The organism is Vibrio sp. Vb2880 (genome assembly GCF_033337975.1).
Taxonomy (GTDB): Bacteria; Pseudomonadota; Gammaproteobacteria; order Enterobacterales; family Vibrionaceae; genus Vibrio; species Vibrio alginolyticus.
Genome location: NZ_JAWORT010000002.1, coordinates 82,900 through 100,429, shown reverse-complemented (window position 1 = coordinate 100,429; position 17,530 = coordinate 82,900). Strand labels below are relative to the sequence as shown.

Sequence of the window (17,530 nt, the reverse complement as noted above, 5' to 3'; positions counted from 1 at the left end):
CATGGTCGAAATGCTAAAACAAAATATTCGTAAAATTCGCTACTTTACTACGCTAGTTTCCATCATTTTAACGGTGATCGCGATCGTCGCTCTAGGCTTTAAAGGGTTGAACCTAGGTTTGGACTTCACTGGCGGTATGGTGACAGAAGTAAAGGTAGATAAGCAGCTAACTAACCATGATCTGCTTGACGTTCTGCAACCAAAGCTTGGTGAATCTGCGTCAGTGACACGCTCTGGTGAAGATGGCCGTTGGGTGATTCGTTACTCTGCGCCGGAAGATGGACAAACGTTGCCAAGTGTAGAAGAGGTGTTGAAGCCAATCTCTCACCAAGTTGATGTTGTCAGCAACAGTATAGTTGGCGCTCAAGTTGGCCAAGACTTGTTTGAACAAGGTGGCTTAGCATTGTTGATTTGTGTGTTGAGTATTCTCGGTTACTTGTGTTTCCGTTTTGAGTGGCGTTTGGCCAGTGGTTCACTGTTTGCTTTGGCCCATGATGTGATCTTAGTGCTTGGTTTTTTTGCAGTTACTCAAATGGAGTTCAACTTAACCGTTTTTGCAGCGGTGTTAGCAATTTTAGGTTACTCATTGAATGACTCTATCATCATTGCAGACCGAATCCGTGAGCTGTTGATTGCGAAACAGAGTTGGAAAACAGAAGACATCAATGATCAAGCTGTTATCGCGACGTTTTCACGCACCATGGTGACATCTGGTACGACATTGATCACTGTTGGTGCATTATGGATTATGGGAGGAGCGCCTTTGGCTGGTTTCTCAACCGCGATGTTTATTGGTGTTCTGTCTGGTACATGGTCATCGATTTCGATTGGTACCGTGCTGCCAGAGTGGTTGAAACTGGAGCCGAAACATTATCTGCCTGTTGAGATCGACGCTGCGCCATAGCATCGTTCTTTTAAGGTAAAAGTGCTTGCGCCACTCATTTTGAGTGGCGCTTTTTTTGTGCTTATTTCACGCGCATCAGACGATGTTTTACTCGTCCCAAATCGAACTCTAAGATCTGTGAGCGCTTCATTGCTTCGACTTTATTCAACATTGGCTCTTGGTAGCCTTTCTTCTTCATCCACTGAAGAGGTACAGAGAAAGCATCTTCATTAACGACATAAGACTCGCCTTTATGCTCACCGCTATAGACGTTCACAACCCAAACTCGGGCTTGAAAGTCCAATACTTCACCCATGACTTTAGCGATTTTATTCAGAATATTTTTCATTGTTTCCAGTTTGCCTTAACTTAGTAGCAACCAGACACCAACTCCCATCATTAAAGTGCCTGCGATACGGTTCATTAGACGTACATTCTTAGACTGACCTAATACGTGTTTCAACCCTTTACCACCAGTAGCGTACAGAGACATGCAAATGAACTCAAACAGTAAAATAATGGAGACAAGTATGATCAGTTGCGGTGCAAGCGCTGCGTTTTGGTCTATAAAAGGCGGTAAAAGAGAAATCATAAATGCCCAGCCTTTTGGGTTTGCGATTGCGGTAACGAAGCCTTGCATGATAAGTGCGATATTGTCACTCTTTGGTGTTTCTAAGTTGTCGACATTAATCGCAAGTTTCCCTCGCGATCGCCACATTTCAACACCAAGATAGAGTAAATAACCGCCACCAATGAACTTTAACGCGATAAACATCCAAGGATAATTGAGCATAATCGCAGCGATACCTAACACCGCAGAGACTGACACCAGCGCAACACCGAGAAGCTCTCCTATCATCATCCATAACGTGCGACGATAACCGATACTCATACCTAACGTTAGGGCGAGAGTCATGCACATACCAGGCGTGATTGAGACAAAAAAGAAAGTAGGGATGAACATACTGAGCAATGCAAGATTCATATCTGTTGATGATTTAGTGATTAAAGAGAAGCCACAAAGATAGTGCAAAGTGGAAAAGGATGCTACTACAAAGCGAACGATTACTTTCACTAGTAGCTAGTTGATGTTCTTCGAATATATAAATTTAAAATGAAATTATATTTTAATCTATGCGTCATAATAGTGCGTATTGCACCAGTATGAGACAAGATCTTATATCATTTTTAGATTAAATATATTTAATTTATTATATTTTATCGGTATTAATCATCACTGTATTAAAATAATCGAATTGATAACTAAATTATCATTAAATGCAGTAATTAAATGATATGTTTGATAATTATTTTTACTGATAATTGAATTATTATTCTAATCTCAAGTTTGTTGTAATCATATAGGCTTAAAATTCAGATCTTAAATCATGACATAATGTAACGTCTACCATTCTGTATGTAAGTGCATGATATTTAATAATTATGTTTCTATTTCTGTTGGTGTGGCTTTTGTGGAAGTGTGATTTAAAACAATGACTTATGTAAAATTAACCATTTTATAACATTTCACGGGTAATGAGATCTAAATCAATCTTATGCAATTGGGTGAGTTTTTTATTTGAAATGTAATATTTCTAGGTTAACTTAAAATAAAGGCAGCACGGGATTGGTTGTCAAAAGAATAAATAAACACGTCAGTTGGTGAACTATTTCATCAGTGTATTAAGTTTGCTTTTTAAATGCCGTTAAGAATGGAGTCTTCAATGAAGAAAGTCGCTTTGATCACTGGATCAAAAGGCGGAATTGGTTCTGCTATTTCCTCTCAATTAGTTAATGATGGTTACCGTGTAATTGCTACATATTTCACAGGTAACTACGAATGTGCGCTGGAGTGGTTCAACAGCAAAGGGTTTACCAAAGATCAGGTTCGCCTTTTTGAGTTGGATGTAACAAACACGACAGAGTGTGCAGAGAAATTGGCGCAATTGCTTGGGGAGGAAGGAACCATTGATGTTGTTGTCAACAACGCAGGAATCACACGTGATGGCGTGTTTAAAAAGATGACTGCGCAAGCTTGGAATGATGTCATCAATACCAACCTCAATAGTTTATTCAACGTTACACAACCCCTCTTTGCTGCAATGTGCGAAAAAGGCGGTGGTCGTGTCATCAATATCTCTTCAGTCAATGGTCTTAAAGGGCAGTTTGGTCAAGCAAACTACTCGGCGGCGAAAGCTGGGATGATCGGTTTCTCTAAAGCCTTAGCATACGAAGGTGCTCGCTCGGGTGTGACAGTTAATGTTATCGCTCCGGGTTACACGGGTACGCCAATGGTTGAGCAAATGAAGCCAGAAGTGCTGGAATCCATCACGAACCAAATTCCAATGAAACGTCTTGCGACACCAGAAGAAATTGCAGCATCAGTGAGCTTCTTGGTCAGCGATGCAGGCGCCTACATCACCGGAGAGACTTTGTCGGTGAACGGCGGCCTATACATGCACTAAGGAGAGAAGATGATGGAAAAAGTATTTATCGTAGCGGCGAAGCGTACTCCAATTGGTGCTTTTGGTGGCAGCCTGAAAAATACTTCTGCTGGCGATCTGGCAGCAGTAGCGATTAAAGGCGCGTTGGAAGCGGCAAAGTTACCTGGCGACAAGGTTGACGAAGTGATTGTTGGCAACGTTGTTGGTGCAGGTCAAGGAATGGGTGTTGGCCGCCAAGCGGCACTGTTTGCGGGGATTCCTGAATCTGTTCCTGCATATGGCGTAAACATGGTTTGCGGTAGTGGCATGAAAACGGTCATGGATGCCGTGTCCCATATCCGTAGTGGCGATGCTGAGATCGTTGTTGCAGCGGGTGTTGAAGTCATGTCGCAGATTCCGTTTGCTGCACCAAGCAGCATTCGTGATGGCAACAAAATGGGCAATCTGGAGCTAAAAGATCTGCTCGTAGCGGACGGTTTAACCGATGTTTACAACCAATATCACATGGGTGTGACGGCAGAAAACGTAGCAAAACAAATCGGCTTAACTCGCCAGCAGCAAGACGAATACGCGCTGTCTAGCCAACAGAAAGCGGTAGCCGCTATCGAAGCTGGCAAATTTCAAGACGAAATTGTGCCAGTGGAAGTAAAGCAACGCCGTGAAACCGTGATGTTTGATACGGATGAATACCCAAAAGCGAACGCGACAATGGAAGCCTTAAGCAAGCTACGTCCTGCTTTTGACCGCGAAGGCACTGTGACTGCGGGTAATGCATCAGGCATTAACGATGGCGCGAGTGCGATTATCGTGGCGTCTGAAAGCGCAGTTAAAGCGCATGGATTAACGCCGCTTTCTGAGATCGTAAGCTATGCGCAATCGGGTCTTGATCCGAAGATCATGGGCCTAGGTCCTGTTGAGTCCGTCAATAAAGCACTCGCAAAAGCGGAACTCAGTGTACACGACATCGACGTTTACGAGTTAAACGAAGCATTTGCAGCGCAAGCACTTGGCGTGATTCATCAGTTGGCGGAAACAAACCAAGTTCCAGTTAACGCGATTCAAGATAAAGCGAACTTTAACGGTGGTGCTATCGCGCTAGGACACCCGCTTGGTGCTTCTGGCAACCGAATCTTAGTCACGCTGGTTCACGAGCTTCATAAGCAAAATGGTCAATATGGCGTTGCTTCACTTTGTGTGGGCGGCGGCATGGGCACGGCTGTGGTTGTAAAGACAGTTAAGTAATTATTTAAACGGACATTTTTAATTCTTTCTCTAGGAGACAAACCATGTACACAGATTTCTTCAAAACATTTAGCGATCAAACTGAAAAAAATCTAGAACCTTACTTGAAGTTCAACAAGCTAGTGACAAAAAACGTAGAAGTGTTGACCGAGCTTCAATTGAACGCCATTCGCACATACAGTGAAGTGGGTCTAAACCAGATGAAAGCAGCGACAGAAATCAAAGACGTAACGTCATTGACTGCTTTCAACAGTCAGCAACTAAGCGTACTTACTAAACTTTCTCAACAAATGATGGATGACAGCAACAAGCTTCAAGCTATTGCAAAAGAGTTCAAAGAAGACGTTGAGAAAATGACTTCGGAAAATCTAAAGACTGTTACTCCAGCGTAATTTGTCCGATTCTCGCCGCCCCTAGATTTGGGCGGCGTTGTTTTTTCCGAATATAGGAGTAAGACTATGTTTCAACACTTCTTTTCGGACTATCTTGTGAAGCTTCAGGAAACCAATCATCAGTGGTGGCATGATTTCGAAGTGAACAAGGCAGTCGTGAACTCTCCTTTAAACAAGGCCATGCAAGAAGTGAACTTTGAGGATACTGCCAAACTGTTAGAACAAGCTGCGAATCAGCCTGCTGCGATTTTAAAGCTGCAAGCACAGTGGTGGGAAAAGCAGCTGCAAATTTGGCAGAATGTTGCATTGGCAGGGAACCAAGCACAAATCGTCGAAGCTGAAAAAGGGGATAAGCGTTTCTCAAACGAAGCGTGGCAAAATCAAGCCATGTATAGCTTCATCAAACAATCCTACCTTTTATTTAGTAAGACCTATCTGGACACCATCGAGTCTTTGGAAGGCTTAGATGAAAAGACGAAAGAACGTATTATTTTTTTCTCTCGCCAAGCCATTAACGCCCTTTCTCCTTCCAACTTCATCGCCACTAACCCAGAGCTTTTGAAGCTGACACTTGAGCAAAACGGTCAAAACTTACTGGCAGGCTTAGAGCAGTTGAAAGAAGACGTTGAGTCGAGCGCAGACATTTTAAAAATTCGTATGACGAATAACAATGCATTCCGCGTGGGAGATGACGTTGCGACGACACAGGGCAATGTGGTTTTTCAAAACGAATTGTTTGAGTTGATTCAATATCGACCTCTAACAGAGAAAGTGAATGCGACGCCGCTGCTCATCGTCCCACCTTTCATCAATAAATACTACATCCTTGATTTAACGGCAAAGAACTCAATGGTTCGATGGTTGTTAGAGCAGGGGCACAGTGTATTTATGATGTCTTGGCGCAATCCAGGCAAGGCACAAGCGCACATAGAGTTTGGTGACTACGTGACAGAAGGCGTAGTGAAAGCCGTCGCTGCAATTGAAGATATAACAGGACAAGAGCAAATCAATGCTGCTGGTTATTGTATTGGTGGTACTGTTTTAGCAAGCACGGTTGCGTACTACGCTGCAAAACGTATGAAGAAGCGCATTAAGTCTGCCACTTTCTTCACCACGTTGCTCGACTTCTCTCAACCAGGTGAAGTCGGCGCGTATATCAATGACGCCATTGTTAGTGCAATTGAAGCGCAAAATAACGCAAAAGGGTATATGGACGGCCGTTCCTTAAGCGTGACGTTTAGTTTACTGCGTGAAAACAGCTTGTACTGGAACTACTACGTCGACAATTACTTGAAGGGTAACAGTCCGGTTGATTTCGACTTGTTGTACTGGAATAGCGATAGCACCAACGTCAGTGCCGCGTCTCATAATTTCTTGCTTCGTGAGCTCTATTTAGAGAACAAGCTGGTGCAAGATAAAGGCGTCAAAATTGGTGGAGTATGGATTGATCTAAATAAGATCAAAATTCCTAGCTATTTTGTGTCAACGAAAGAAGACCACATTGCGTTATGGCAGGGAACTTACCGTGGTGCGCTGAACACGGGTGGTAACAAAACGTTTGTCCTCGGTGAGTCTGGTCATATTGCGGGCATCGTGAACCCTCCAGCTAAAAATAAGTATGGTTATTGGTTGAACGATAATTTGGATGACTCTGCTGATGAGTGGTTGAATAACGCGGAACACAAAGAGGGATCGTGGTGGACACACTGGAACGAGTGGTTACTCCAATTCAACCCTAAAGAGCAAGTTGAGCCTTTCCCTATTGGCTCAGAAAACCATCCGGTTATTGATGAAGCGCCAGGACAATACGTCAAACAGGTTCTGCCAGTAAAAGAATCTTAAACAACTCCCTATAGCAGTAAATCTTAGCGGCCTTTATGGTCGCTTTTTTTATGTATGATTGCTTGTTTATTTATTGTTGGCAGTACCATTGAGCAATAAATAAAAAGCGCCGAGCATTTGCTCGGCGCTCAGTGTCAACAAATAGGCTAGTTGACGAGTAGAGATGCGTTACGTTACACCTCTTTATCCTTACCAAATGACAGCAGCCAGAGAGAGATTGCTGCTACCGCCACAAAGCCGGAAAGAATAATCACTGGCATAGCACTGTAGCCAAGGATATGCCAAATTACAGATTCTAATGTACTCATGGTAAGTCTCCTTAGTGCCAGCCTTCAACACCGCTCATGTCGGGTAGTTTGTGCGCAATACCTTTGTGACAGTCTACACATGTTTTCTCGCCTGAAGCTAGAGCGGTGGAGTGTTGTTCTGCCGCACGTGATCCTTGCTGAGAGTAATCCATGAAATCAAACTCATGACAGTTACGACATTCAAGAGAATCATTCTTTTTCATACGTGCCCACTCTCGTTCTGCGAGGTGTCCACGACGCTCTTGGAACTTCTCTGGCGTATCGATCGTCTTCGTTACGAAATGTGCAAATAGCTCTTTAGATGCCTGTACTTTACGAACGATCTTATCCGTCCATTCATGAGGAACGTGACAGTCTGAACAAATCGCACGAACACCAGATCGGTTGGAGTAGTGAATTGTTTCTTGAATTTCAGCAACGATCGGCGCGTGACAGCCAGAACAGAATTCTTCTGTGTTGGTTGCTTCCATACCTGTGTTGAATGCGCCCCAAAATAGAAGGCCACCAGCGAAGCCTAGAAATAAAACCACACCAGCGGCAGCTTTACTCGGGCTCGACAGTCTCTTCCAAAACGCTTTAAGTATTTTCATAAGTAACCTCTTAGTACTCGCGTTTCAATTACTGAAGCGAATCGACTGCCTTAAACTCGTTTTCCACTAGTGGTTTTGCATCCGTTTGTGGAACGTGACATTGCAAACAGAAGTAACGACGAGGAGACATATCTGCCAGTACCGCATCTTCTCTGTTTACATAGTGCGTTACGCTAATTTTAGTCGCACCTGACTCTTTTGCATTTTTCCAGCTATGACATGCAAGACACTTGTTAGCATTTAACGAAATTTCGTAGTGACGAATGCTGTGTGGGATCAACGGTGGTTGATAAACATAGCTGTCTTCAACAATTTGATCTTTAGGGAAGTCTTTGAACTCGTCTGCTGGACGCGTATCTTCCAATTGAGACATTCCACGTAAAGATTCTAGACCACCAATACCACCTGGATTATCCAACTCAGCTTGCGCAATGCCTGTCACTAACGCACCTACAGATAAAACTGCGACAAGTAATTTTTTCATCATTTCATCTCCGCCTTTATGGCTTAAATTCTTTATTAGGCCGCCATAATGACGGCCGTAGCATTCAGTATCTGAAGGTTAAGCAATCTTAGTGATTTTGACTGGGCACTTCTTAAAGTCTGTCTGTTTAGACAGTGGATCAGTCGCATCTAGGATAAGCTTGTTAATCAAAATACGTGCATCAAAGAACGGTACGAATACCAAGCCTTTTGGCGGACGGTTACGACCGCGAGTTTCAACACGAACGCGTACTTCACCGCGTTTGTTTGCCATGAGTACTTCTTCACCACGACGAACATTGCGTGCTTTTGCGTCTTCTGGGTGCATGTAACACACTGCGTCTGGTACTGCTTTGTATAATTCAGGTACACGACGAGTCATGGTGCCTGTGTGCCAATGCTCAAGAACACGACCAGTACATAACCACATATCAAATTCATCGTTCGGTACTTCTGGTGGCGCTTCGTATGGCGCGGAAATGATCTTCGCTTTGCCATCAGCATTGCCGTAGAAGTCCCAACCAGAACCTTCTTTCGCGTATGGGTCTGAACCTTCTTTAAAGCGCCACTGTGTTTCCTTACCATCAACAACAGGCCAACGTAGACCACGTACTTGGTGGTAGCGGTCGTATGGAGCCAAATCATGACCGTGACCACGGCCAAATGTTGCGTATTCCTCAAATAGACCTTTTTGAACATAGAAACCGAAGTGGTGAGCATCGTCATTCAGTTCACGAGCTTCTTCGATAGGGAATTTGTCGACGTTACCATTGCGGTAAAGTACGTCGTACATTGTTTTACCACGGTATTGAGGCGCTTTCGCTAGAAGCTCTTCAGGCCACACTTCTTCCATTTTGAAGCGTTTCGAGAACTCCATTAGCTGCCAAAGGTCCGATTTTGCTTGACCGACTGTGCCCACTTGTTGGTACCAAGCTTGGGTACGACGCTCTGCGTTACCGTAAGCACCTTCTTTTTCAATCCACATTGCGGTAGGAAGAATAAGGTCTGCTGCTTGTGCTGTTGCTGTCGGGTATGGGTCAGACACAACGATGAAGTTTTCTGGGTTGCGGTAACCTGGAAGACGTTCTGTGTTGATGTTTGGACCGGCTTGCATGTTGTTGTTACATTGAACCCAGTAACAGTTCAGAACGCCGTCATTCAGCATACGGTCTTGCAATACGGCGTGGAAGCCAGGTTTTGGTGGAATCGTACCTTCTGGCAGTTTCCAGATGTCTTCTGCAATCTTACGGTGTTTAGGGTTAGCAACCACCATGTCCGCTGGTAGGCGGTGAGCAAACGTACCAACCTCACGAGCGGTACCACATGCTGATGGTTGGCCCGTTAGTGAGAATGGGCTGTTCCCCGGAGTCGAGATCTTACCGGTTAGTAGGTGGATGTTGTAAACCAAGTTATTCATCCATACACCACGAGTATGCTGGTTCATGCCCATTGTCCATAGAGACATCACTTTCGTGTTTGGATCCGCGTATTGCTTCGCAAGCTCGATAAGCTTCTCTTTCTCAACACCAGAGATTTCAGATGCTTTCTCTACTGTGTATGGCGCTACTGATTTCTTGTACTCTTCGAATGAGATAGAAGTGAGTTTGCCAGAGTTCGGGTTCTTCGCTGCTTTTTGTAGCGGATCATCGTCACGTAGACCGTAGCCGATGTCAGTGTCTGCTTGAGTGAAGTTCGTGTGTTTGTTCACGAAGTCCCAGTTTACTGCATCGTTTTCGATGATGTAGTTTGCGATGAAGTTAGCAATTGCAAGGTCAGACTGAGGATTGAAAATGTAGCCGTGGTCTGCCAACTCAAATGAACGATGGTAGTAAGTAGAAAGCACGTTCACTTTAACGTGAGGGTGGCTTAGGCGGCGGTCAGTAATGCGAGTCCATAGAACCGGGTGCATCTCTGCCATGTTTGAGCCCCAAAGAACGAAAGCGTCTGCGTTCTCGAAGTCATCGTAACAACCCATTGGCTCATCGATACCGAATGCGCGCATGAAACCTACAACGGCAGAAGCCATACAGTGACGAGCGTTTGGATCAATGTTGTTTGATCGGAAGCCTGCTTTCATTAACTTTGATGCAGCGTAGCCTTCCATTACTGTCCATTGGCCTGAGCCAAACATACCTACGCTTGTTGGGCCTTTTTTCTCGAGGGAAGCTTTCCATTTCTCAGCCATGATGTCGAAAGCGTCATCCCAAGAGATAGGTGTAAATTCACCATCTTTGTGGAATTTGCCATCTTTCATTCGTAGCACCGGTTGAGTTAGACGGTCTTGACCGTACATGATCTTAGAAAGGAAGTAACCTTTGATACAGTTCAGACCTTTGTTTACTGGTGCTTCTGGGTCACCCTGTGTTGCTACCACTTTGCCGTTTTGAGTGCCAACAAGAACAGAACAGCCTGTACCACAGAAACGACAAGGTGCTTTGTCCCATGTGATTTTGGTTTGATCAGAGCTTGCTATCAGGTTGGCTGCAGATGCTGGTAGTGTCACACCTGCGACAGCAGCAGCTGATGCAGCCGCGTTTGCTTTCACAAACGCACGTCTTGTCATTTTCATACTTCACCCTCGATTTGGGAATGTTGTGTTCCAGTGTCTTCTTCATCCGTTTCTTCAAGCCCAGTTTCGATTTGGTGATAAACCAATACCGTGCTTAAGACGTTCGGTAAATTGTTAATGGCATCGATAGTGTCTGTGATGAAACCTTGGTTCTCAGTTTCAAGTACGACGATAATCTTGCCTTCAGGACTGTCACCATAGATTTCCGCATTTTCGTGTGCTTCTATCTTTTGTTTGATTTCGTCCAAATGTTCCGGCAGCACATGTACTACCAAACTTGAAATATGCACTTCATTTAGTGACATATAGCTCTCTCATTTATTTTTATTGCCTTTGGCCGACGACATTCGGCTTAGGCAGTTATATTGCTCACATTGATGGATGAAGTCGGGCACACTGAAACACAGGCGCCGCAGCCGTTACACTCATCAAGGTCTAAATTGGGTTGTGCTACTTTCCCCAGTTCTAATTTGAACTGAATTGCCATCGGGTCGCACATATCCCCACAGCTTCGGCATTCGACATTTTGTTTTGCTAAGCAGTTATCGTTGATACTTGCTTTTGCTTGCCAAGGTTGTTCTGTTTCTGGCAAGAAAAGGGGCTCAGGACAGGCGTTTGCACATTGATAGCAAAATGTGCATTCATCGATGGAAAAGTCGACCGAGGGGAATCCGCCATCACTTTTGGTTATAATCTTTGTTTCACAGGCCTCAATGCATTTACCGCAGCGAGTGCAATCGTCCGTAAACTGTTGCGGTTTAGTTAACCAAGGCAAACGTACGGCGTTGTCGGGGTGCGCTTTTCTTGCAAAGAGTCTTCTTCTGGAAAGGTCTACCACTTAGTCACCTCGAAACTTGGAACCCAAACTAAGCATAGTCCACAATTTTCATTAATAAACTGTCATTTAAACTAACGAAATTGTAGTTTTTGACATATTTGTATAAATACCTCTTAGGGGGTAAATGGTATGCAATATTGTTTTGGATCAATAAATTCCGTCGCAGGTGATCACATATTGATAAAGTTGAAAGGTAATGGGTTCATTGCACGTACAAATAGGATTGTTAATGGGCGAGGAACTCAGATTGTTTAAAAATGTGAAAAAGTCAGTGACGCGCACGATTGCGTCCGCGATGCTTCTTATTTTGCTGCTCTCAGTCGCTACGACTGGTTTTGCGATTTTTACGTTAGCGTCCAGTTTGAACGATGCTGAAGCCGTCAATGTTGCTGGCTCGATGCGAATGCAAAGCTACCGTCTGGCGAATGATATTCAGGTTAAATCTGTTGACTATTCTTCACATATTGACGCATTTGAACATTCGATATATTCACCTTCAATGAAAGCGCTTCAGCATTGGTCTGTGCCTGAAGACATCACTCACGATTACTACCGTCTTATTATCAGATGGCATGAACTCAAGGCGGTGCTTAGAGGAGACAACCCGGCAGAATATCAACTCCTAGTGGCCGGTTTTGTTGAACAAATCGATGAGTTTGTATTTAAGCTGCAAAGCTTTTCGGAGCAAAAACTGATTAACTTAGCCTGGATCGGCGGGTTAGGGTTGGGTGGCATCCTTTGTGTCAGTATGTTTGTCGTTCATTTTGTGCGCCTCGAAGTTGTTCGGCCTCTGCGTGCCTTAGTTTTTGCTAGCGAGCAAATTAAAAATCGCTCATTCAATATATCGCTCAATGTATCTAGCGATAATGAAATGGGAATACTGACTCGAACCTTTAACCGGATGGCGACAGACCTTGGTAAGTTGTACCGAGGATTAGAGCAAGCGGTTGATGAGAAAACACGTAAATTGCAGCATGCCAACCAGTCTTTAGAAGTGCTGTATGACTCGTCAAAAGAACTCACGGCGTCGCGTATTAATCAAGACAATTTTCAGGCGATTTTGCAGCATATTGTCAGTCTTGAGGGCATTAAAGCGGTCAAACTTGAAATCGAGCAGCTGGGAGAACCGAGCTGGATATTGATGGAAGGAGAAGAATGCTGCCAAGATTGTGATGAAGATTGCCACGGTAAAGCCCTGATGCTAGATGGTGAGCACTTGGGCTATTTATATTGGAAAGCAGGGTTACCTTGTCCGAACGAGGCTCTTATTGACAACTTCGTGCAGATTTTATCACGCGCCGTGTATTACAATCGGGCGCAGCGCCAAGCAGAACAAATTCTGCTGATGGAAGAGCGAGCCACTATTGCTCGGGAGTTGCATGATTCATTGGCTCAAGCACTCTCTTACTTAAAAATTCAGGTCGCTTTGTTAAAGAGAAGCGTAAAGAACTTACCTGACGAAAAGGCGATCGCGCAGGCTAATCAAGTTATTGCTGAGCTAGATACGGGCTTATCTGCGGCTTATACGCAGTTACGCGAGTTGCTGACGACGTTTCGTCTTACGATTAAAGAGGGCAGTTTTGGCCAAGCATTGCAAGACATGGTTGAAACGCTCAGTGAACAAACTGCTGCGGACATTACGCTAAAAAATAGACTTTCATCAACTGAACTGGATGCACATCAGCAGGTTCATTTACTACAGTTGATAAGAGAAGCGGCAATTAATGCTATCAAACATGCGCAAGCAGATAATATTCACATTCAATGTCTCGATAATGATGGAAAAGTCACAGTAACCGTTAGCGACGATGGAATAGGCTTTGAACATCAAGACGAAAAATTAAATCATTACGGTATGAGTATCATGCAAGAGCGGGCCGCTAGACTGCATGCCGATCTTCACATCGAAGCATCGATAAACAAAGGTTGTACCGTAAAATTAGAATTCCAACATAGTAAGGAAGTAAACAGTGACAGTGTGTAAAGTAATGCTGGTGGATGATCATCCACTCATGCGAAGAGGTATCCACCAGCTTTTAAGCTTTGAGCCTGAGTTTGAGGTTATTGCAGAAGCAAGTAATGGCGCGGATGCAGTAGCGAAAGCGCATGAGCTGGAACTGGATCTTGTACTTCTTGATCTTAATATGAAAGGCATGTCTGGCCTTGATACTTTGCAAGCACTGCGTGCAGATGGCTGTGAAGCCAGAATTGTCATTCTAACCGTTTCAGATAGCCCAGCAGATATCGAAGCAATAGTTCGAAGTGGTGCCGATGGCTATTTATTGAAAGACACTGAGCCCGATGAGTTGGTTGAGTTGCTAAAACAAGCGCACCAAGGGGACAAGGCATACAGCCAAGAAGTTTCTAAGTATTTGAGTGAACGTTCAGAGCAAGAGGACGTGTTTGATACACTGACCGATCGTGAATCGCAGATCTTAAGAGAGGTGGCAAGAGGTTTCCGCAACAAGCAAATTGCCGATCGTCTTTTTATCTCTGAGTCTACGGTTAAAGTACATATGAAGAGTTTACTTAAAAAGCTTCAAGTTCCTTCTCGTACTGCAGCAACCGTCCTTTATCTTGAGCGCTTTGGCGACATCAAATAACATTGTTGGATTTGAATCTGTAATAATAAATAAAATCAAACAGTTATATTGATTCTGACGAATAAAAAAACCGCCTGTTAGGCGGTTTTTTTACTTGTCTGGGCGAATAGAGTACAAGTCACTGTTGTGCTTACCACACTCCAAATAGTACTGATAAGCCACTTTTTTGCTTTCAGCAATGACTCTCATGCAGTGCATTTTCCCCTGTTCAAAATATCGAATCTCATATTCTACACTGGTATCAAGTTGCTCAGCGGCTGCCATACTTCGCCTCCATAAACCATCCAAAAAACATCCATGCAAATTATATGCCGTTATAGGGAGCGTCGTTCGGTACGTTTTTTAGCCGATAATTGCGCTCTAACTCACTTTTTTGCGGATAGCTGTGATCAAAAAGTTAATTTCAAACTCTATATATTATTAAGGTGGCAATCAATATTTGTCACACTGGTGTAAGTTTGCCGCAATACTAAGTGATACAGGTTGAGTATAGAACTTAATCAACAGAAAAGGGAATACGAATAAGTGACTAAATTAAAGGATGTATCTAATAAGGCGCTTCGTTATGGCCTTCTATTTTGTTTCGTATTTCTGCTTGCCGGTTGTGCGAAAAAGTTTTTATACAGCAATATCGATTGGTTCGTGCTCGATTACTTAGAGGACTATGTCTCGTTGCAAGGGGAACAAGAAGTCCTAGTGGAAGAGCGCTTATTATTGTTGGCAGACTGGCACAAGAAAGAGGAGTTACCATTATATATCGAACATTTAAAAGACCTTGAGAGATTAAAAGCGAGCGATATCACCTTAAATTACTTACAACAAAATCGAGATAGAATGCGAGCGCATTACGATAGAGTGGTAAGCAAAGCAGCACCAGATCTTTTTGCGTTAAGTTTGCAATTAACGAAAGAGCAAGAACGCGAGTTTTTGAGTAATGTACAAGAACATTATCAAGAGCGAAACGCAAAATATGCCGATAAGACAGAAGACGAAGTGCGTGAAATTATTCTGGATAACACTGAAGAGTGGATGGAAGAATGGCTAGGGAATCTATCAGGAAATCAGCGTCAATTAGCTCAAAGATTTTCTCAGCAAGTTATTTTAAACAGCCCTTTATGGAGAGATTATCGAGCCACGGTATATCAAGAGCTCGAATACTTGTTCGACAACAAATCTAATGTTGTGACTTATCAAGATATATTTATGCGACTCTTGTTCGAGCCAGAGAGTTATTATAGTGAGCAGCTTTCTCTGAATATTGACTCTAACTTTGCATTGGTTGATCAACTGACATTAGATGTTTCTCGTTCGATGACCGATAAGCAATGGCGTCATTTTCGTGAAAAGGTTAAAGAGTGGCGAGTACTGGCAGAGGAACTTTTAGATTAAATTCATGCTTCAATGAGCGAAAGCAAAGCGCAAAAGCCTTTCTTATCAAAAAATGATTCAAAGCAAATTCTTATTGAACTAAGAGCGTAACATAGCGTGAGGTTTGATGAGGCAACGTCAGCTTATCAATGCGTGATAAGGCCTCATCGTACAAAACAATGAGAATAAATATGAAACATTTAGTTGAAAGATTTCTTCGATACGTCACGTTTGATACCCAATCCAATCCACATGTGACGCTTTGCCCAAGTTCACCTGGTCAGCTTGTGTTTGCTGAGTTACTTAAAAAAGAGATGATCGAGCTTGGTTTAAGTGACGTGACTTTGGATAAAAATGGCTATTTGATGGCTAAACTGCCAGCCAATATTGACTATGAGGTTCCTCCTATCGGCTTCATTGCCCATATGGATACCGCGCCGGATGCATCTGGCAAAAACGTAAAGCCGCAATTCATCGAAGATTACCAAGGTGGCGATATTGCATTAGGGTTGGGGGATGAAGTGTTATCTCCCGTGCAATACCCCGATTTACATCACCTACATGGCCACAATCTTATTACTACCGATGGCACTACATTACTTGGCGCGGATAACAAAGCCGGTATCGCAGAGATTCTTTCCGCGGTAGCTCTGCTACTGGAAAACCCAGACATTCCACACGGCGACATTTGTATCGGTTTTACTCCGGATGAAGAAATCGGTCGTGGTGCAGATTTGTTTAATGTTAAAAAATTTGGCGCGAAATGGGCATACACTATAGATGGTGGCCCGCAAGGTGAGTTGGAATACGAAAACTTTAATGCAGCAAACGCTGATGTAATTTTTCATGGTGTTAGCGTTCATCCAGGTACTGCAAAAGGCAAAATGGTCAATGCGATGAACTTGGCTGCGAAATTTCAAGTTCAAATGCCCCAAGATCAAACTCCGGAAACAACCGAAGGTTACGAAGGGTTCTTCCATCTAAAATCGGCAGAAATGGGCGTTGCACGAAGCGAGCTAGGTTACATTATTAGAGACTTTGACCGTCAAAGACTTGAGGATCGAAAAGCCTTTATGCAGAAACTCGTCGATGAAATGAACACGGGTTTACGCCATGGTTCTGTAGAGCTAAAAATAAAAGACAGCTATTACAATATGAGAGAAATGGTTGAGCCTTACCCTCATATCATTGAGCTGGCAAAGCAAGCGATGGAAGCGTGTGATGTGGAACCGATTATAAAACCTATTCGTGGTGGTACAGATGGTGCTCGTTTATCTTTTATGAGTTTGCCGTGCCCGAATATCTTCACCGGCGGTTTTAACTTCCACGGAATTCATGAGTTTATTTCTGTTGAAATGATGGAAAAATCAGTACTCGTTATCGTCAAAATTGCTGAGCTTACAGCGAAAAAACACAGTTAAAAGACTACGTCGAGACCTCTTGCAGATTTAATAACAAAATAGCCCAGATCTTCCTGGGCTATTTAAATATTAAGATGGAATACTAGCGCACGTCTTTGTCTTCAATTTCAATGTCTTCTAGTGGTAACCAGTCGACTTTCACACCCGCTTGATCGAACATATCTTGACTGACTTGGATTTTATCTCCCCAGCGAGATAAAAAGTCTTCAGACTGCTCAGGGCAGTGTACGTGTGAGATCCCTGTTTGAATGATCTTTGCCGCGCAGTTAGGGCAAGGAAAATGCGTTACCCAAATATCACATCCGTCTAAGTCACGTTTTGAGAACAAAATTGCGTTCTCTTCCGCGTGCAGTGTTTTAAGGTATTTCAACTCGCGCTCATCGGTGTCGACACTGTCAGAAACACCATGCGGATAGCCATTAAATCCAACAGATACAATGCGATTCTGTTTAGTAATAACGGCACCGACTTGTGTTGATGGGTCCTTACTCCAAGATGCCACTAGTTCTGCCATCTGGTAAAAGCGTTTCGCCCATTTAGAAATCAT

At 43.5% G+C, this 17,530-nt stretch carries 19 protein-coding genes; 9 read left to right on the top strand and 10 right to left on the bottom strand.

What is annotated here, in order from left to right; genetic code table 11:
* Position 1 precedes the first annotated feature (1 nt).
* Complete coding sequence (secF, locus tag R7M92_RS02335; RefSeq protein WP_054577769.1) at positions 2–904, top strand: protein translocase subunit SecF; 903 nt, start codon at positions 2–4, stop codon at positions 902–904.
* Positions 905–965: 61 nt separating this feature from the next.
* Here secF and R7M92_RS02330 read toward each other — a convergent pair whose 3' ends face one another.
* Entirely contained in the window at positions 966–1,232 is a 267-nt protein-coding gene (locus tag R7M92_RS02330) for a hypothetical protein (RefSeq protein WP_318132601.1), read from the bottom strand.
* 15 nt (positions 1,233–1,247) lie between these two features.
* Positions 1,248–1,868, bottom strand: a complete 621-nt coding sequence (locus R7M92_RS02325) for a LysE family translocator (RefSeq protein ID WP_021035942.1) — start codon at positions 1,866–1,868, stop codon at positions 1,248–1,250.
* Positions 1,869–2,607: 739 nt separating this feature from the next.
* On the opposite strand from R7M92_RS02325, the gene R7M92_RS02320 reads away from it, so the two are divergent.
* The 4 genes from R7M92_RS02320 to phaC all read left to right on the top strand — a co-directional run bounded on the left by R7M92_RS02320 (position 2,608) and on the right by phaC (position 6,803).
* Positions 2,608–3,348 (top strand): SDR family oxidoreductase, encoded by a 741-nt coding sequence (locus R7M92_RS02320; RefSeq protein WP_005373555.1) that lies wholly within the window; start codon positions 2,608–2,610, stop codon positions 3,346–3,348.
* Positions 3,349–3,360: 12 nt separating this feature from the next.
* Positions 3,361–4,569, top strand: a complete 1,209-nt coding sequence (locus R7M92_RS02315) for an acetyl-CoA C-acetyltransferase (RefSeq protein ID WP_064354871.1) — start codon at positions 3,361–3,363, stop codon at positions 4,567–4,569.
* A 44-nt stretch (positions 4,570–4,613) separates the two neighbouring features.
* Positions 4,614–4,961 (top strand): phasin family protein, encoded by a 348-nt coding sequence (locus tag R7M92_RS02310; protein ID WP_005373550.1) that lies wholly within the window; start codon positions 4,614–4,616, stop codon positions 4,959–4,961.
* Between the two features lie 66 nt (positions 4,962–5,027).
* Positions 5,028–6,803, top strand: a complete 1,776-nt coding sequence (gene phaC, locus R7M92_RS02305) for a class I poly(R)-hydroxyalkanoic acid synthase (protein WP_132937182.1) — start codon at positions 5,028–5,030, stop codon at positions 6,801–6,803.
* 173 nt (positions 6,804–6,976) lie between these two features.
* Here the strand turns inward: phaC and R7M92_RS02300 are convergent, their stop codons facing one another.
* From R7M92_RS02300 to napF, 6 genes are all read right to left on the bottom strand, one after another.
* Entirely contained in the window at positions 6,977–7,111 is a 135-nt protein-coding gene (locus R7M92_RS02300; protein ID WP_005373546.1) for a TIGR02808 family protein, read from the bottom strand.
* 11 nt (positions 7,112–7,122) lie between these two features.
* On the bottom strand, positions 7,123–7,701 hold the full coding sequence (locus tag R7M92_RS02295) for a NapC/NirT family cytochrome c (RefSeq protein ID WP_005373542.1): 579 nt from the start codon (positions 7,699–7,701) through the stop codon (positions 7,123–7,125).
* A 28-nt stretch (positions 7,702–7,729) separates the two neighbouring features.
* On the bottom strand, positions 7,730–8,185 hold the full coding sequence (locus R7M92_RS02290) for a nitrate reductase cytochrome c-type subunit (RefSeq protein ID WP_005389061.1): 456 nt from the start codon (positions 8,183–8,185) through the stop codon (positions 7,730–7,732).
* Positions 8,186–8,263: 78 nt separating this feature from the next.
* Complete coding sequence (napA, locus tag R7M92_RS02285; protein ID WP_318132599.1) at positions 8,264–10,753, bottom strand: periplasmic nitrate reductase subunit alpha; 2,490 nt, start codon at positions 10,751–10,753, stop codon at positions 8,264–8,266.
* Positions 10,750–11,058, bottom strand: a complete 309-nt coding sequence (locus tag R7M92_RS02280) for a chaperone NapD (protein ID WP_005373535.1) — start codon at positions 11,056–11,058, stop codon at positions 10,750–10,752. The genes napA and R7M92_RS02280 overlap by 4 nt, the downstream gene beginning before the upstream one ends.
* A 47-nt stretch (positions 11,059–11,105) precedes the next feature.
* Positions 11,106–11,591: a ferredoxin-type protein NapF gene (gene napF / locus R7M92_RS02275; RefSeq protein ID WP_080276949.1), complete on the bottom strand. Its 486-nt coding sequence runs from the start codon at positions 11,589–11,591 to the stop codon at positions 11,106–11,108.
* A 247-nt stretch (positions 11,592–11,838) separates the two neighbouring features.
* Between napF and narQ the strand changes: the two genes are divergently transcribed.
* Together narQ and R7M92_RS02265 are read left to right on the top strand one after the other, a co-directional pair.
* Positions 11,839–13,575 carry a nitrate/nitrite two-component system sensor histidine kinase NarQ gene (gene narQ / locus R7M92_RS02270; RefSeq protein ID WP_025767926.1) on the top strand — a complete coding sequence of 579 codons (1,737 nt, stop codon included), beginning with the start codon at positions 11,839–11,841 and terminating at the stop codon, positions 13,573–13,575.
* 4 nt (positions 13,576–13,579) lie between these two features.
* Positions 13,580–14,194, top strand: a complete 615-nt coding sequence (locus tag R7M92_RS02265; protein WP_031777156.1) for a response regulator — start codon at positions 13,580–13,582, stop codon at positions 14,192–14,194.
* Positions 14,195–14,284: 90 nt separating this feature from the next.
* Here the strand turns inward: R7M92_RS02265 and R7M92_RS02260 are convergent, their stop codons facing one another.
* Positions 14,285–14,458: a hypothetical protein gene (locus R7M92_RS02260; protein WP_005373524.1), complete on the bottom strand. Its 174-nt coding sequence runs from the start codon at positions 14,456–14,458 to the stop codon at positions 14,285–14,287.
* A 261-nt stretch (positions 14,459–14,719) separates the two neighbouring features.
* On the opposite strand from R7M92_RS02260, the gene R7M92_RS02255 reads away from it, so the two are divergent.
* Together R7M92_RS02255 and pepT are read left to right on the top strand one after the other, a co-directional pair.
* The gene (locus tag R7M92_RS02255) at positions 14,720–15,583 is read left to right on the top strand and encodes a DUF6279 family lipoprotein (protein WP_005389049.1); all 864 of its coding nucleotides are present in this window, start codon (positions 14,720–14,722) and stop codon (positions 15,581–15,583) included.
* A 170-nt stretch (positions 15,584–15,753) separates the two neighbouring features.
* Entirely contained in the window at positions 15,754–16,983 is a 1,230-nt protein-coding gene (pepT, locus tag R7M92_RS02250) for a peptidase T (protein ID WP_318132597.1), read from the top strand.
* An 82-nt stretch (positions 16,984–17,065) separates the two neighbouring features.
* On the opposite strand, the gene R7M92_RS02245 is transcribed toward pepT, so the two are convergent.
* On the bottom strand, positions 17,066–17,530 hold the full coding sequence (locus R7M92_RS02245; protein WP_005373515.1) for a dCMP deaminase family protein: 465 nt from the start codon (positions 17,528–17,530) through the stop codon (positions 17,066–17,068).

Bases quoted from the DNA above. Each gene is read 5' to 3' on its own strand.
- R7M92_RS02245 (WP_005373515.1), bottom strand. From the start codon at position 17,530: ATGATTTCTAAATGGGCGAAACGCTTTTACCAGATGGCAGAACTAGTG.
- napA (WP_318132599.1), bottom strand. From the start codon at position 10,753: ATGAAAATGACAAGACGTGCGTTTGTGAAAGCAAACGCGGCTGCATCA.
- secF (WP_054577769.1), top strand. From the start codon at position 2: ATGGTCGAAATGCTAAAACAAAATATTCGTAAAATTCGCTACTTTACT.
- R7M92_RS02280 (WP_005373535.1), bottom strand. From the start codon at position 11,058: ATGTCACTAAATGAAGTGCATATTTCAAGTTTGGTAGTACATGTGCTG.
- R7M92_RS02265 (WP_031777156.1), top strand. From the start codon at position 13,580: ATGCTGGTGGATGATCATCCACTCATGCGAAGAGGTATCCACCAGCTT.
- R7M92_RS02290 (WP_005389061.1), bottom strand. From the start codon at position 8,185: ATGAAAAAATTACTTGTCGCAGTTTTATCTGTAGGTGCGTTAGTGACA.
- R7M92_RS02320 (WP_005373555.1), top strand. From the start codon at position 2,608: ATGAAGAAAGTCGCTTTGATCACTGGATCAAAAGGCGGAATTGGTTCT.
- R7M92_RS02325 (WP_021035942.1), bottom strand. From the start codon at position 1,868: ATGAATCTTGCATTGCTCAGTATGTTCATCCCTACTTTCTTTTTTGTC.
- R7M92_RS02295 (WP_005373542.1), bottom strand. From the start codon at position 7,701: ATGAAAATACTTAAAGCGTTTTGGAAGAGACTGTCGAGCCCGAGTAAA.
- R7M92_RS02310 (WP_005373550.1), top strand. From the start codon at position 4,614: ATGTACACAGATTTCTTCAAAACATTTAGCGATCAAACTGAAAAAAAT.
- R7M92_RS02260 (WP_005373524.1), bottom strand. From the start codon at position 14,458: ATGGCAGCCGCTGAGCAACTTGATACCAGTGTAGAATATGAGATTCGA.
- R7M92_RS02315 (WP_064354871.1), top strand. From the start codon at position 3,361: ATGGAAAAAGTATTTATCGTAGCGGCGAAGCGTACTCCAATTGGTGCT.
- pepT (WP_318132597.1), top strand. From the start codon at position 15,754: ATGAAACATTTAGTTGAAAGATTTCTTCGATACGTCACGTTTGATACC.
- R7M92_RS02300 (WP_005373546.1), bottom strand. From the start codon at position 7,111: ATGAGTACATTAGAATCTGTAATTTGGCATATCCTTGGCTACAGTGCT.
- phaC (WP_132937182.1), top strand. From the start codon at position 5,028: ATGTTTCAACACTTCTTTTCGGACTATCTTGTGAAGCTTCAGGAAACC.
- R7M92_RS02330 (WP_318132601.1), bottom strand. From the start codon at position 1,232: ATGAAAAATATTCTGAATAAAATCGCTAAAGTCATGGGTGAAGTATTG.